This is a genomic window from Deltaproteobacteria bacterium, assembly GCA_012522415.1.
Taxonomy (GTDB): Bacteria; Desulfobacterota; Syntrophia; order Syntrophales; family JAAYKM01; genus JAAYKM01.
The window spans coordinates 26,291-39,799 of record JAAYKM010000075.1 but is presented as its reverse complement, the minus strand read 5'-3'; the positions used below and the strand labels follow the sequence as shown (position 1 = coordinate 39,799).

The following is a 13,509-nucleotide window of genomic DNA, read 5'->3' as shown; positions in this document are numbered from 1 at the left end:
GGGCTACGCGGCTGTAACCATGAACCGGATTCTGCATGACGAGTGACCGGGAAAAAACTGAGTAAACCAACGCATGAACATCCCTAATCTTCTGACCCTGCTGAGGATCCTTTTGGTTCCGCTCATCGTCATTTTCCTTATCGACGGGGAATACATTAAAGCGCTGATCATTTTTTCCATTTCCGGCGTCACCGATGCCCTGGACGGGTTTTTGGCCCGCTTGTTACGCCAGAGGACCATACTGGGCGCTTATTTGGATCCAATTGCCGACAAGGCGCTTCTCATAACCTGTTTTTTGACCCTTGCCATTGAAAAAATCATCCCCGGTTGGCTGACGGTGGTCGTGATCAGCCGGGATGTCATTATTCTGGTCGGCATATCTGTTCTTTTCATGATGTCGGTTCCCTTCGACATCAAACCGATTCTGGTCAGCAAAATAACAACGACTCTCCAAATTATCACCGTGCTGTTGGTCCTTGTTCTGAAAAGCCTGCCTGAAGCGATCGATTTCAGCTGGATCCTCTTTCTTTACTGGCTCACCGCCCTTTTTACCATTGTCTCCGGACTCCGGTATATCGTGGTGGGTATGCGCTATTTCAATACCCTTTCAGCCCAGGACTGAAGGGGGGTAAACTCCGCTGGAATCAACAATTTGTTCTTGACATAATGTTTTTTTATTGTTAGAAATGCCCTCCTTTCAAAGGCTGGGATACTTGTAGGCACGTAGCTCAGGGGGAGAGCGCCATCCTGACGCGGTGGATGTCCAGGGTTCAAATCCCTGCGTGCCTACCACTTAATAATCACTGACAGGCATGTGCGGGTTAATGTAGTTTACAGAATGAGGGCATCAGCTGTTGTCAAGGATGATGCCCTCTCTTTTTAAGGTCCTCTCGCATCATACAATAGAGGAAGAGAAAAAACATGAAGGAATATTGATTCCTTGGGTATGTGAGATGGTATATGGGAATGATTAAAGTCACTTTACCGGACCAATCCGTTATTGAATATGAAGAAGGGGTGACATTAAGCCGTATTCTTGGCGATTGGAAGCCCGCCTTGGTGAAAACGACGGTGGCCGCGGAGGTTGATCGGAATTTGGTGGATATGAACCATCCCCTTGACCGTCCGGCGGCGGTATCCTTCGTTGATGCTTCGTCGAAGAAAGGCTTGGCTATTCTGCGCCACAGCATTTCTCATGTCATGGCTCAGGCCGTTCAGGAAAGCTTTGTGGGCGCCAAGGTCAGCATCGGTCCTTCCATTGAGGATGGATTTTATTATGACTTCGAATACAAAGAGACCTTTACGCCGGATGATTTGGAAACAATCGAGAAACGGATGCATCAGATTATCGCAGCCGATCATGCCTTTATCAGGCAGGAAATGTCCCGGGATGAAGCTGTTGCCGTATTCAGGGAGAGAAGTGAACCATATAAAATCGAACTGATCCAGGATCTTCCGCCCGATGTTGAACAGGTCAGTCTCTATCGTCAGGGCAATTATATCGATCTGTGCAGGGGCCCCCATATTCCAACAACGGGTATGATCAAGGCCTTCAAATTGTTGAATGTCGCGGGGGCCTATTGGCGCGGAGATGAACGCAACAAGATGCTCCAGCGGATTTATGGGACGGGATTTACGACGCAGGAGGATCTCAAGGAATATCTGCAGCTCCTGGATGAGGCAAAAAAAAGGGATCACCGCCGCTTGGGCAGAGAACTCGACCTCTTTCAGGTCAGCGAGGAAGCCGGTGCGGGCTTGATCATCTTCCACCCTAAAGGGATGCTTTTACGCTATATCATTGAAGAATGGGAAAGAAAGGAACATTTGAAACGTGGGTACGATATGGTCATGGGGCCGCAGATTCTGAAAGTGGATCTCTGGAAAAAATCGGGCCATTTTGATCATTATCGGGAGAATATGTACTTTACGGAAGTGGAAGAACAGTTGTATGGGATCAAACCCATGAACTGCCTTTCACATATGCTCATCTATAAATCGAAGATCCGGAGTTATCGCGATCTGCCTCTGCGTTATTTTGAACTGGGCACCGTTCACCGGCATGAAAAGACAGGGGTGCTGCACGGGCTGCTCCGGGCTCGTCAGTTTACACAGGATGATGCCCATATTCTCTGCACCCCGGAACAGTTGGATGAAGAAATCAAAGCCGTGACAGATTTTGTTCATTATGCTATGGGGATTTTCGGCTTTGAGTACGAGGTCGAACTCAGTACCCGACCGGCTGATTCGATCGGCAGTGACACCGATTGGGAGTTGGCTGCATCCGCGCTGATCGGCGCTCTGAAAGACAAGGGGATACGGTACGAGGTCAACGAGGGGGATGGGGCTTTTTATGGTCCCAAAATCGATTTTAAACTGAAAGATGCTTTGAAACGAAGATGGCAATGCGCTACAATCCAGTGCGATTTTACTCTTCCCGACCGATTTGATCTTGCCTATGTGGGAAAGGACGGAGAAAAACATCGGCCGATTATGTTGCATCGGGTGATTCTTGGTGCCATCGAACGTTTCATGGGCGTATTGATCGAACATTATGCTGGTGCGTTCCCATTGTGGCTTTCACCGGTCCAGGCTGTGCTCGCCACGGTAACGGATGCCCAGATCCCCTATGCGGAAGCCGTGTACCGGAAAATGCTTGAGGCGGGGGTACGTGTCGAGCGCGATGTCCGAAACGAAAAGTTAGGATACAAGATCCGGGAAGGGCGGTTGCAGAGGATACCTTACATGCTGGTTATCGGAGATCGGGAAGTCCAGACGGAAACGGTTACGCCGCGCATGCGGGATGGCGGGAATCTGGACGCCATGCCGGTGGAGGCCTTCATCGATCTGGTTCGAGAGCAGTGCCGACAATATAAATGATGAAGATGCCTTGGAATTGAGGGTCATCGGCCCCGATTCCACTGCAGGATCAACACTTTTTTGACAGGAGGTGTCATATAGCTAAGGATCTAAGGGTGAATCGTGAGATCAAGGCCCCCCAGGTAAGGGTGATTGACGCGGAGGGAAAACAACTGGGAATCATTTCTCTTGCGGAGGCTTTGGAAGAAGCTGCCCGGATGAGACTTGACGTCGTCGAGGTTTCTCCGAATGCTGATCCGCCTGTGTGCCGGATCATGGACTATGGAAAATTCAGATACCAGCAGAGTAAAAAGCAGCAGATTGCCAAAAAACATCAAACCACCGTCCAGGTCAAGGAAGTGAGATTCCGTCCCAAGACGGAAGAACATGACCTGGAAGTGAAAATCAAGCGAATCAGAAAGTTTTTGGAACAGCAGGACAAGGTGAAAATTTCGATGATGTTCCGAGGCCGGGAAATTGTTTATACGGATATAGGCCGGAAAATCATGGAGAGTGTGAAACAACGACTGGAGGATCTGGCAGTTTTTGATCAGGAGCCAAGGTTGGAAGGAAGGAGCATGATCATGATTGTCTCTCCAAAGAAATAAAACAGGAGAAGGATCACAAAAAAAGAGGAGTAGAGGAATGCCGAAATTAAAGACGCATCGGGGAGCGGCCAAGCGCTTTTCGATTACAGGAAGCGGGAAAGTGAAAATGCGCAAGGCGGGATCAAGCCACATATTGACCTCGAAGACAGCGAAAAGAAAACGAAAGTTACGAAAATCGGTGATCCTTGATGCCAGCGACGTCAGAGGAATCAAAAAACTCATTCCCTACCTGTAAAATCGTTTCTATGTACCGACTGTGAAAAATTAGGAGGCGCAAAACAATGCCAAGGGTAAAAAGAAGCATTGCCGCAAGAAAAAAGAGAAGAAAGATCCTCAAATGGGCCAAAGGTTTTTTTGGGGCGAGAAGCCGGCTGTTGCGGACGGCGACGGAAGCCGTGGATCGATCTATGAGATATGCCTATCGAGACAGAAGGGTTAGAAAAAGAGATTTTCGGCAACTCTGGATTGCCCGTATCAATGCCGCTGCCAGGATGAATGGGGTCAGTTACAGCCGTTTTATAGCGGGGATCAGGAAGGCCGGTCTGGTACTTGACCGAAAAATATTGGCCGATCTTGCGGTGAACGATCCGGATACGTTTTCCAAGATAGCTGCCACGGCAAAGAATGAATAGATTGCCATGATTGCAGGACTGGAAGACCTCCAGAAAAAGGCAGAGGCCGAAATTTCGGCGGCCCGGACTGAAAAAGACCTTTTTGAAGTTAAAACCCGCTATTTGGGAAGAAAGGGGCTGTTGACGGGCCTTCTCCGAAATATCGGTCATGTACCCGCGGAAGAACGCCCCCTTTTCGGCAAACGGGGAAACGAGATCAAGGAGGTTTTGACTGAAAGGATCGAGATTGCTCTGGCCGGGATCAAGGTCGCCGAAAAGGACGATACCCTTTCCAAAGGGAAAATTGATGTCACCTTGGAGGGTCGTCGGATCAGACCGGGGAAGCTGCATCCCATAACCCAGGTAAAAAATGAAATCTGCTCGATTTTTTTCTCTTTCGGCTTTTCCATTGTGGAGGGGCCGGAAGTCGAGTTGGATTACTATAATTTCGAAGCCCTCAACATACCCAAAGATCATCCTGCGCGTGATATGCAGGATACCTTTTATATTGAGGATAATATCGTTCTGCGGACCCACACCTCACCCGTTCAGATCCGTACCATGTTGAAGCAGGCGCCGCCGGTCAGGATTTTGTCGCCCGGCCGGGTTTATCGGCCCGATTCGGATATTTCGCATACCCCCATGTTTCATCAAATTGAAGGTCTTTTGGTTGATAAGGGGATCAGTTTTGCCGATCTGAAGGGGATCCTGACGGTTTTTCTGCAGGAGTTGTTCGGCGCCGATACGGCTCTCCGTTTTCGTCCGAGTTTTTTCCCCTTTACCGAACCGAGTGCTGAAGTCGATATTCAGTGTGTCATTTGCCGTGGAGAGGGGTGTCGCGTCTGCGCTCAGACCGGCTGGCTGGAAATTCTGGGCTCGGGAATGGTCGATCCCGAGGTTTTCAAAAACGTCGGCTATGATCCCGAGGAATACACAGGATTTGCTTTCGGGCTCGGAATTGAGCGGATTGCCATGCTGAAGTACGGCATTTCAGACATCCGTCTCTTTTTTGAAAATGACTGGAGATTCCTGGAACAATTTTGAGTACCTTTTTATGGAATCCTTCGAGGATTTTGTTCCCTGAGGGATTGGCGGATGACTTATGCAGGTTAGCATCAAGTGGCTTAAAGATTATATTGAATTCGATCTGACACCCGAAGACCTCGCCGAGAAATTGACCATGGCCGGTCTTGAAGTCGAGAGGTTGGAGAGAAGGGAACCCGCATTTACCGGGGTGGTTGTGGCGAAGATACTTTCCCTTGCTCCGCATCCCGATGCCGATAAGCTATCCCTTTGCCGTATTTCAACGGGGCTGGAAGAGTTTCCGGTGGTCTGCGGTGCGTCCAACATCGGGAAAGGCGATATCGTACCTCTGGCCCGGGTAGGGGCAACGATCCCAGGCGGTTATTCGATCAAACGCTCTCGGATTCGGGGAGAATTGTCCGAAGGGATGCTTTGTTCGGAAGAGGAGCTGGGTATCGGGAGCGATAATACGGGTATTATGATCCTGCCTTCCCGATTATCCCTGGGGGAAGACCTGGCCCAGGCCCTTGATCTGGGTGATACGGTTCTCGACATCGGTGTCACGCCGAATCGTTCGGATTGCCTCAGCATGATCGGCATCGCCCGGGAAATTGCGGCTCTGACGGGCTCTTCCATCAAATATCCGGAGATAACCATCAAGGAAACCGAGGAGGAGACGGGAGGGATGACGTCTGTCAGGATCGAGGATCCTGACCTCTGCCCCCGTTATACGGCGAGGCTTCTGAAAAACGTCAAGATAGGACCTTCGCCGTATTGGCTGAAACAGCGGTTGGAGGCGGTGGGGCTCCGGGCGATCAACAATGTGGTTGATGTGACAAACTTTGGTATGATGGAATTTGGCCAGCCGCTTCATGCCTTCGATTACCATTTTCTGGAGGAGGGAAGGATTGTTGTGCGCCGTTCACGCGCCGGCGAATCCTTCGTATCGCTGGATGGGAAGGAACGAACGCTGCGAGGGGACACGCTGATGATCTGTGACGGGAAGAAGCCTGTCGCCATCGGCGGAATCATGGGCGGTCTCAATTCTGAGGTAAAGAATGAAACGGAAATGATTTTTCTGGAGAGCGCCTATTTTCAGCCGTCATCGATCCGTAAATCGGCCCGTTGGCTGGGTATGAGTACGGATGCGGCATTTCGTTTTGAGCGGGGAATCGATCCCGGTGGGGTGGTAAGGGCGCTTGACCGGGCGGCGCAGTTGATCGCGGAAACATCGGGAGGGGAGATCTGCCGGGGTATGGTGGATGAATATCCGATCAAGATTGAAGCGCCACAGGCCATTCCCCTTCGGATCGGTCGCGTGAACCGCGTTCTGGGTTCCAGCCTGAAAGAGGAAGAAATCGTCCATACGATGATCAATCTGGGTATGACGGTCAGTACGGCCGATATCCCGGGAAGCTATTCCGTGGATCCCCCGAGCTACCGGGTTGATATTTCCCGGGAAATCGATCTGATTGAGGAAGTGGCCCGTATGATAGGCTATGACCGAATCGGTTCAGCCCTACCCCGGGTGGCGGTTAAACCTCTTTTAAAAGAGACCAAGCAGGTCTTGGACGAAAGAATACGCCGGATACTTAACGGTTGCGGCTTTTCAGAAACGATCCACTACAGTTTTATCACTGCAAAATCCCGTGATATTCTGAATATCCCGGAAGATGACGAACGTTCCCGAATGCTGCGGATCGCCAATCCTCTGACGGACGACCAGGCCGTCATGCGCACGACACTGGTTTACAATCTGTTGGATACCATGAAAAATAACGCCAACAACGGTTGCCATAACATGAAAATTTTTGAACTCGGTAAAATATTCATTGATTCGAACAGAGGTCGGCAACCTTTGGAAAAGGAACGTCTGGGTGGATTGATGACCGGTTTGGCCTATGACGATTTCTGGCATCTGAAAGAAAAGCCCGCGGATTTTTACAATCTTAAAGGCGTGGTGCAGGACCTTTTTGATGGGCTGCGTTTGTCCGAAGTCACCTATGACGCGTCCCATGTTGAACCGTTTCTCCATCCCGGCCGGAGTTGCGGGATTGCCATCAGGCAGGAACCTCTTGGATTCTTGGGTGAACTCCATCCTGATGTGCAGAGAACCATGGATTTAAGGAACCCGGCTCTGGTTTTCGAGCTGGACATCGATGTTCTCTGTCGTCATTTTACGGATACTGTCAATTATCGGGAGGTTTCCAAATTTCCCGCCATTGTCCGGGATGTTGCCCTTTTGATTCGCCATGAAATCGAGGCGGCGGACATCATCCGCCTGGGCAGGCGAAGCGAAGAGGAATTGCTTGAAAAAATCAATATATTCGATATATATGTCGGCGAGGGCATACCGGAGGGAATGAAAAGTCTGGGCGTCAGGTTCTCTTACCGTTCCCTGAACAAAACATTGAAAGACGACGAAGTGAACGAAGTTCACCAGGCTATCATCAGTCAAATACTTGAAGCCACCGACGCAAAAATCAGAGGGGAAAATTATTAGTATCCTGTAAGGAGGGAATAATGACCAAGATTGATATTATTCAGGATGTATATGAGAAGCTGGGGATTCCCAAGAAGGATTCTGCCAGGATTGTCGAGTCTGTTTTTGAGTTGATGAAAGACAGCCTCGCCAAAGGGGAAAAAATCAAAATTTCCGGTTTCGGCAACTTTGCCGTCAAGGAAAAGAAAGCGCGTCGCGGTCGCAATCCCCAGACCGGTGAGGAGATTTCTATTTCGGCAAGGAAGGTTCTGACGTTCAAATCCAGCCAGGTTTTACGGCGCGCCCTGAACGATTGATTCAGATTCAAGAGAGAAAAATCCTAATTCCTTGCCTGAAATCCTGGAGATATTCAGGGCAACGAATCAATATATGATGAACGCGTGAAAAGTCAGGGAACGGTCATTATTGAAAATATGTATTAGGTAATTTCAATACGTTACATCGGCATACATTGCAAATTCTGATTTTTTACGGTTTCAGCGATATATGGATATATGGGGATTTAGGATTTCATGGATGACAATCTTCCCGATAAGGCCTTTTTTCGCATTGGCGAGGTTGGCAAGATTCTCCAAGTCAAACCTTATGTGATACGTTTTTGGGAAACGGAATTCAAGATCCTGAAGCCCGTCCGAACACCCTCCGGACATCGGCTTTACCGCAAAAAGGACGTCGATGCCCTTCTTTTAATCCGGAAACTCCTGTATGAGCGGCGGTACACTATCCAGGGCGCCAAACAGCATCTGGCTGAGGTGGCCCGGCAAAAGACAGATAGAGGGGCCGACACAAATCACGAAAGACTTGTCGAAATAAAGAAGGTTCTGATAGGGATTCTTGATTTGATTGATGGCCGGAATCAAACAAGGCAAAACGGCTAAAAGGCGGTTTGGACAAGCAAAATCCCAACCGCCTTTTTTCTGATGAGAGAGGTTACTTTTTCCCCCCGCCTTTGCTGGCACGCTTTGAAGCCTTCATGGGGTTGATCTTCTGTGCTGATTCCTTGATGTCCCGGGCGGTGTGGGATGCAATGGCGCACCTACCCGTAATCCATCGGCTCCCTGGGTCTGCGTACACCTTGCAATACTGACCGGTTGGATATTCAACGATCTTGTTGCAGGCGACGCAGTCCTCAACGACTGTAATACAGGTGCCACCCATAAACGAGCAGCCCCTCTTGGTCATGAATGTACACTCAATACCTTCCTTGATGGTTTGACACAGCATATAATATTCACCTCTAATATTTTCGGAAAAGATATTCCGAGGGTCTGCTTCATTAACAAATGGTTATTTCTCTGTCAAGGGGAAATTCTTTAACGTCTTGACAGCTTTTGCACAACCGTGGTAGAAGGCGTTATTTTGTGTGCCCTCGTATCTCAGAAGGATAGAGAAACGGATTCCTAATCCGTGTGCCGTGCGTTCGACTCGCACCGGGGGTACCAGTAAAATCAAGGGCTTAAGCGGTTTCGTTTAACCCCTTTTTTCTTGCCTTGCTCGTTTTGTCCCCATTCTCTCCCCACTTTTGAAATTCATGCACAAAAAACCCGTCATGAAAGCGGGTTCCATTTTTGCTCTTCCGACTTTTTTCTTATAGCATCGGCGTTTGTTTGTCCTTGTCGCATATTCGAGGGTGGCTTGTTTATCGCCGGTGATTTGCCGAACGTACCAGGTCTGTTCTTTCTCCCTGTCTCATATTCGCCCCGCTGAACGCGCTCAAGATTACTATTTGCGGTATTCTGTCGATGACTCCGGCTAGTCGGGATAACATTCAGCAAGAAGAAAATTAAAAGCCCGATACTTGATTGGATCATCTGTGAAAGCGTTATCAGTCTGTGATAGGCCTTTAAGTTTTTTCAGGTTGTATTGACTGAAAATCCCGGGCGCACTCCCCTCAATATTCTATAAAAAGACCTTATAGCTTATGTTTAATGCCTTCCCCAGGCGCTTTGCCGTTTCCTTACCGATAGGTCGCTTGCCGCTTTCCATTTCGCTGATATGCCGCTGGGGAATGCCGGTCAATTCGGCAAGTTTAACCTGTGTCAATCCTTCCCGGTATCGCCCCCCACGCAGACAGGTGCCCGGTAATTCCTCATCTTTGTGTTCCAGAACCTCCCGCCAAGGAACAGCATCAGACGTATCGACAAACCCCAAAAGCTTTAAGGCCTCAATGGCCCGCGCTGTGTTCACAATCGGTCCGATGAATCGAAGTTCAACGGTTTTAGTAGGGTGCTTTTTCGTGTGTGCCTGCATATATCACCTCAATTAATCTTATTTCCTTGTTTTTGACTTCCCATATTGCCACGTATGTGGGACGGCCTTTTTTCAAGTGGCAATGGTAACGGTTATTTGATAGTGCGCTGAAATTCGGCCAATCGCCCCGGATAGGCCCGTTTGCTTCCATGTCCCTGATAAGTCCAGTTAATGCCTCTTTTGCTCTTATTGGCAGTTTTACCACCTGTTTTACCGACTGCCTTGCAATCTCAACCGTCCATGTCATGACTTTATTCTATACTAATAAATAGTATAATGCAAGCGGGTTCTATTTCTGAAAGTTCACCCCTTGTCCGTCCTGACCCTGCCCGGCCATAATTGCCTTCCTTTGTGGTTTCTCCCCACTCATAAAAACATCCGTGTGCCGTGCGTTCGACTCGCACCGGGGGTACCAGTTACAGTAAGCTAGTTTCCAATGAGTGAATAAAGTTTTTTGCGGTCTCCCGCCAGTGCCTTGGCTCGTTGATGGTTTTTGGGCGGTAATCCCGATGCGGCAATGTAACAATTTTGAAAAGCATCGGAATTCCCATTGTCGTAAGCGAGACTGAAAAGCGCATAGGAAATGATCAGGTCCTTGTCCACACCCTTGCCATTATAATACAGGAATCCAAGATTGTTCTGCGCATCCGCATATTCCTGTTTTGCGGCCATTTTATACCAGCGGGCCGCCTCCTTATAATTTTGGGGGAAACCAAATCCTTTTTCATTGAGAACCCCGAGATTGAACTGCCCCGAAGGATCACCCTGTTTTGCCGCCAGATCAAACCAAAGCGCAGCTTGCCTGTAGTCCTTCGGCATGCTGAGGCCTTCTGCATAAAAAAGGCCGATCGCCGTCTGTGCTTTGGCATAGCCTTGTTTGGCCGCGAGCTCATAATAATACAGGGCTTGTTTGTAATCGCACGGTACTGTCTGTCCTTTTTGGTAAAACATTCCAAGCTCGAATTGGGCGGCAGGCGTCCCGTTTTTGGATGCCATCTCGAACCAGTACTTTGCCTGAGCGAGGTCTTGCTTTACACCACGTCCGCACTGATACATCATTCCGAGACTCTGCTGGGCTTCGGGATGTCCTTGTTTGGCGGCCATTTCATACCAGTAAAGCGCCTTGGAAAGATTCTTTTTTACCCCTTGGCCATCCTCGTGGATCAAGCCCAGTTTATACTGAGATTTCGGATTACCCTTCCTGGCATCTGACTCGAATAACGTGATGGCTTTCCTGAATGCCTTCTTCTCCATGGCGGCCTGGCCATCTTCGTAGAGCCCGGCAAACGCGGTGGACGTTAATACCATAAGACATGCCAGAATATAAAAGCATCCTGATTTCATAGAGTGACACCTCCTTCGCCCATCGTTTCTCAAAACTTCTCGTCGGATTCATCGCAACGAAATAAGGGGAATTTTAATTAATCCCTTGTTAAAAGTCAAAGAGGAGTTTCACCGACGGATCGGGCAGAGATCTCGGAGAGGGGCGAGGGAGGGTCACGATGTTATCCCTTGATCGTCTCACGGGGTTTTCCCAATTGATGGAAAGGGATTTTGTCTTGACAAAAGTTGTATGAAAAATGAGAAAGGATGTGGGGAGGGGATTGTCGGGAAAGGAATTGACGGATGGAGGTATGGGCATGAAAAGCAAAATGGATATGCATGATCTGAAGAGGGTCAATCATCTCTGGGGAAAAATTTATCCTTACCTTGCGGATCAGGTGTTGAACTATTACAAGAGGAGGGGGGGAGAGGTCCTGGAATGGGGGCCTTTTTCCGGAGGCATATCCTTCGCCCTCCTGAACGGGAATCCCGACATGAAAATCACCATCGCAGTTGCCGAAGAAGACGTTTACGGACTCATGCGGCAGGAAATCGAGGACAATCGGCTGGACACCTCCATAACCTTGGGGAAAAGTGACCTTATTCCACTGGTTTATGGTAGCGATACCTTTGACCTCATTGTCATCCGCGGGGCTTATTTTTTTTTAGATCCAGGGGGGGCCGCGCTCAGGGAAATTTATCGGGTCATGAAACCCGGTGCTGTTGCTTTTGTCGGAGGAGGATACGGCGAAAAGACCCCCCAGATGTTGATCGATGAAATTGCCGATGAATCCAGAATACTAAACGACAGATTGGGACGGGTTCGTGTAACGTTAAAGGATCTGGAAAAGATGATTGCCGGATCGGCTTTACATGATCAACAAATGAGGATCATCGAGGACGGGGGTTTATGGCTCCTGATGGAAAAATAAGACGGTTGTTTTACTTCCCGATGCAGAACGTGGAAAAAATTCTATCCAGAATATCCTCGGACAGCGTCCGGCCCTCGACCTCACCCAATTGATGCAGCGCGTCCCCCAAGTCGACGGCCACGATTTCCGGAGGTGAACCTTCAAGGATGTGGTCACGCGCCTTGGCTATGAGAGAGGCCGCCTGGGACAGCGCGTGGTAGTGTCGGATGTTGGTGATATGGACCGCCCCGGGGTCATGGACCTCCGATGCCGGCGCAAGGCGGGATATTTCATCCTTCAGGGCGGAGAGGCCCGTTTCGAATTTTGCCGATATGGGGAGAGGCCGCGATAAGGGGCGCCGCTTCAGGAGTTCATTCGTGTCGAAGCGGGTGGGAAGGTCTTCCTTGTTGATCACGGCGATCACCTGTTCCTTGTCCGCAGTGTTTTCCATTACGAGGAGATCATCGTCGTCCAACTGCCGGCTGCCATCGAACACCGCAATCACCACATCCGCGTCGGCCAGTTTCTGATAAACCATGGCGATTCCCTGAAGTTCGATTTCGTCGGTGGTCTTGCGAATGCCCGCTGTATCCGTGAGGGAAACAGGCAGGCCGCCGATTTGGATTGATTCTTCAATGAAATCACGAGTGGTTCCCGGAATGGGGGTGACAATGGCCCGATTTGTTTCCAGAAGGGCGTTCAAAAGGCTGGATTTCCCGACGTTGGGTTTGCCGATGATTAAAACACGCAAACCATCCTGGTAAATTCTTCCATTCCGATAGGTGCCGAGCAGGGCTGAAAGTTTGGTAAGACAAGCGTCGAGAGGGGCTGAAGCCTGGAGTGCCTCCATCTCCGGTATATCCTCTTCGGTAAAATCAATCGAGGCTTCCAGTACAGCCAGAACATCCATCAGTCTATCCTGAATGGCGGACACCGCATTTGCCAGCGATCCTTTGAGGCGGTTCACCGCTTCCGAGAGTCCCCTTTCCGTACGGGCCCGAACCAGATCGAGGATCGCTTCCGCCCGGGATAAATCAAGGCGGTTGTTCAAAAAAGCCCGTTTGGTGAATTCTCCCGGTTCGGCGAGGCGTGCTCCCAGATCGAGGACTGTCTGCAAAATTGTTTTGATGAGAAGGGGCCCGCCATGGCAATTGATTTCTACTGTGTCTTCGCCGGTGTAACTGTGCGGCTTGTTCATAAAACACAACAGGACTTCATCGATCAAGGCCCCGTTTTGAGGGGAAACGATATCTCCGTGGTAAAGCCTGTGCGATTCGGGATGGGGGGTGTGACGGGTTGGACGAAAAATCCGCCGGGCAATTTTGAAGGCACCGGTTCCGCTGATCCGAATGATCCCAACGCTTCCGTAACCAAACGGCGTTGCCAGGGCGGCTATGGTATCACCAGAAGAGGCCAATATCCTT

14 protein-coding genes and 2 tRNA genes are annotated in these 13,509 nt (G+C 49.6%); 12 read left to right on the top strand and 4 right to left on the bottom strand.

What is annotated here, in order from left to right; genetic code table 11:
* Positions 1–73 precede the first annotated feature (73 nt).
* The 10 genes from GX147_06540 (at position 74) to GX147_06495 (ending at position 8,479) form a co-directional block, all read left to right on the top strand.
* Entirely contained in the window at positions 74–622 is a 549-nt protein-coding gene (locus GX147_06540; protein NLN60349.1) for a CDP-diacylglycerol--glycerol-3-phosphate 3-phosphatidyltransferase, read from the top strand.
* A gap of 95 nt (positions 623–717) precedes the next feature.
* A tRNA-Val gene (locus GX147_06535) sits at positions 718–792 on the top strand.
* 168 nt (positions 793–960) lie between these two features.
* A complete protein-coding gene (thrS, locus tag GX147_06530; protein NLN60348.1) occupies positions 961–2,877 on the top strand; it encodes a threonine--tRNA ligase in 1,917 nt (638 codons plus the stop codon).
* Positions 2,878–2,954: 77 nt separating this feature from the next.
* On the top strand, positions 2,955–3,464 hold the full coding sequence (locus GX147_06525; protein ID NLN60347.1) for a translation initiation factor IF-3: 510 nt from the start codon (positions 2,955–2,957) through the stop codon (positions 3,462–3,464).
* 37 nt (positions 3,465–3,501) lie between these two features.
* On the top strand, positions 3,502–3,699 hold the full coding sequence (rpmI, locus tag GX147_06520; GenBank protein NLN60346.1) for a 50S ribosomal protein L35: 198 nt from the start codon (positions 3,502–3,504) through the stop codon (positions 3,697–3,699).
* 46 nt (positions 3,700–3,745) lie between these two features.
* On the top strand, positions 3,746–4,096 hold the full coding sequence (rplT, locus tag GX147_06515; protein NLN60345.1) for a 50S ribosomal protein L20: 351 nt from the start codon (positions 3,746–3,748) through the stop codon (positions 4,094–4,096).
* Between the two features lie 6 nt (positions 4,097–4,102).
* Positions 4,103–5,119, top strand: a complete 1,017-nt coding sequence (gene pheS / locus GX147_06510; GenBank protein NLN60344.1) for a phenylalanine--tRNA ligase subunit alpha — start codon at positions 4,103–4,105, stop codon at positions 5,117–5,119.
* Between the two features lie 58 nt (positions 5,120–5,177).
* Positions 5,178–7,601, top strand: coding sequence for a phenylalanine--tRNA ligase subunit beta (locus GX147_06505; protein NLN60343.1), 2,424 nt, complete (start codon positions 5,178–5,180; stop codon positions 7,599–7,601).
* A gap of 20 nt (positions 7,602–7,621) precedes the next feature.
* Entirely contained in the window at positions 7,622–7,897 is a 276-nt protein-coding gene (locus GX147_06500; GenBank protein NLN60342.1) for an integration host factor subunit alpha, read from the top strand.
* 216 nt (positions 7,898–8,113) lie between these two features.
* Positions 8,114–8,479, top strand: coding sequence for a MerR family transcriptional regulator (locus tag GX147_06495; GenBank protein ID NLN60341.1), 366 nt, complete (start codon positions 8,114–8,116; stop codon positions 8,477–8,479).
* 52 nt (positions 8,480–8,531) lie between these two features.
* Here the strand turns inward: GX147_06495 and GX147_06490 are convergent, their stop codons facing one another.
* A complete protein-coding gene (locus tag GX147_06490) occupies positions 8,532–8,825 on the bottom strand; it encodes a hypothetical protein (protein ID NLN60340.1) in 294 nt (97 codons plus the stop codon).
* A gap of 141 nt (positions 8,826–8,966) precedes the next feature.
* On the opposite strand from GX147_06490, the gene GX147_06485 reads away from it, so the two are divergent.
* A tRNA-Arg gene (locus tag GX147_06485) sits at positions 8,967–9,043 on the top strand.
* Between the two features lie 457 nt (positions 9,044–9,500).
* Here the strand turns inward: GX147_06485 and GX147_06480 are convergent.
* The gene (locus GX147_06480; protein ID NLN60339.1) at positions 9,501–9,851 is read right to left on the bottom strand and encodes a helix-turn-helix transcriptional regulator; all 351 of its coding nucleotides are present in this window, start codon (positions 9,849–9,851) and stop codon (positions 9,501–9,503) included.
* Positions 9,852–10,277: 426 nt separating this feature from the next.
* Positions 10,278–11,195 (bottom strand): sel1 repeat family protein, encoded by a 918-nt coding sequence (locus GX147_06475; protein NLN60338.1) that lies wholly within the window; start codon positions 11,193–11,195, stop codon positions 10,278–10,280.
* A gap of 296 nt (positions 11,196–11,491) precedes the next feature.
* Between GX147_06475 and GX147_06470 the strand changes: the two genes are divergently transcribed.
* Complete coding sequence (locus tag GX147_06470) at positions 11,492–12,106, top strand: class I SAM-dependent methyltransferase (GenBank protein NLN60337.1); 615 nt, start codon at positions 11,492–11,494, stop codon at positions 12,104–12,106.
* A 10-nt stretch (positions 12,107–12,116) separates the two neighbouring features.
* Here the strand turns inward: GX147_06470 and mnmE are convergent, their stop codons facing one another.
* On the bottom strand, positions 12,117–13,502 hold the full coding sequence (gene mnmE, locus GX147_06465) for a tRNA uridine-5-carboxymethylaminomethyl(34) synthesis GTPase MnmE (GenBank protein NLN60336.1): 1,386 nt from the start codon (positions 13,500–13,502) through the stop codon (positions 12,117–12,119).
* Between the last annotated feature and the right edge of the window lie 7 nt (positions 13,503–13,509).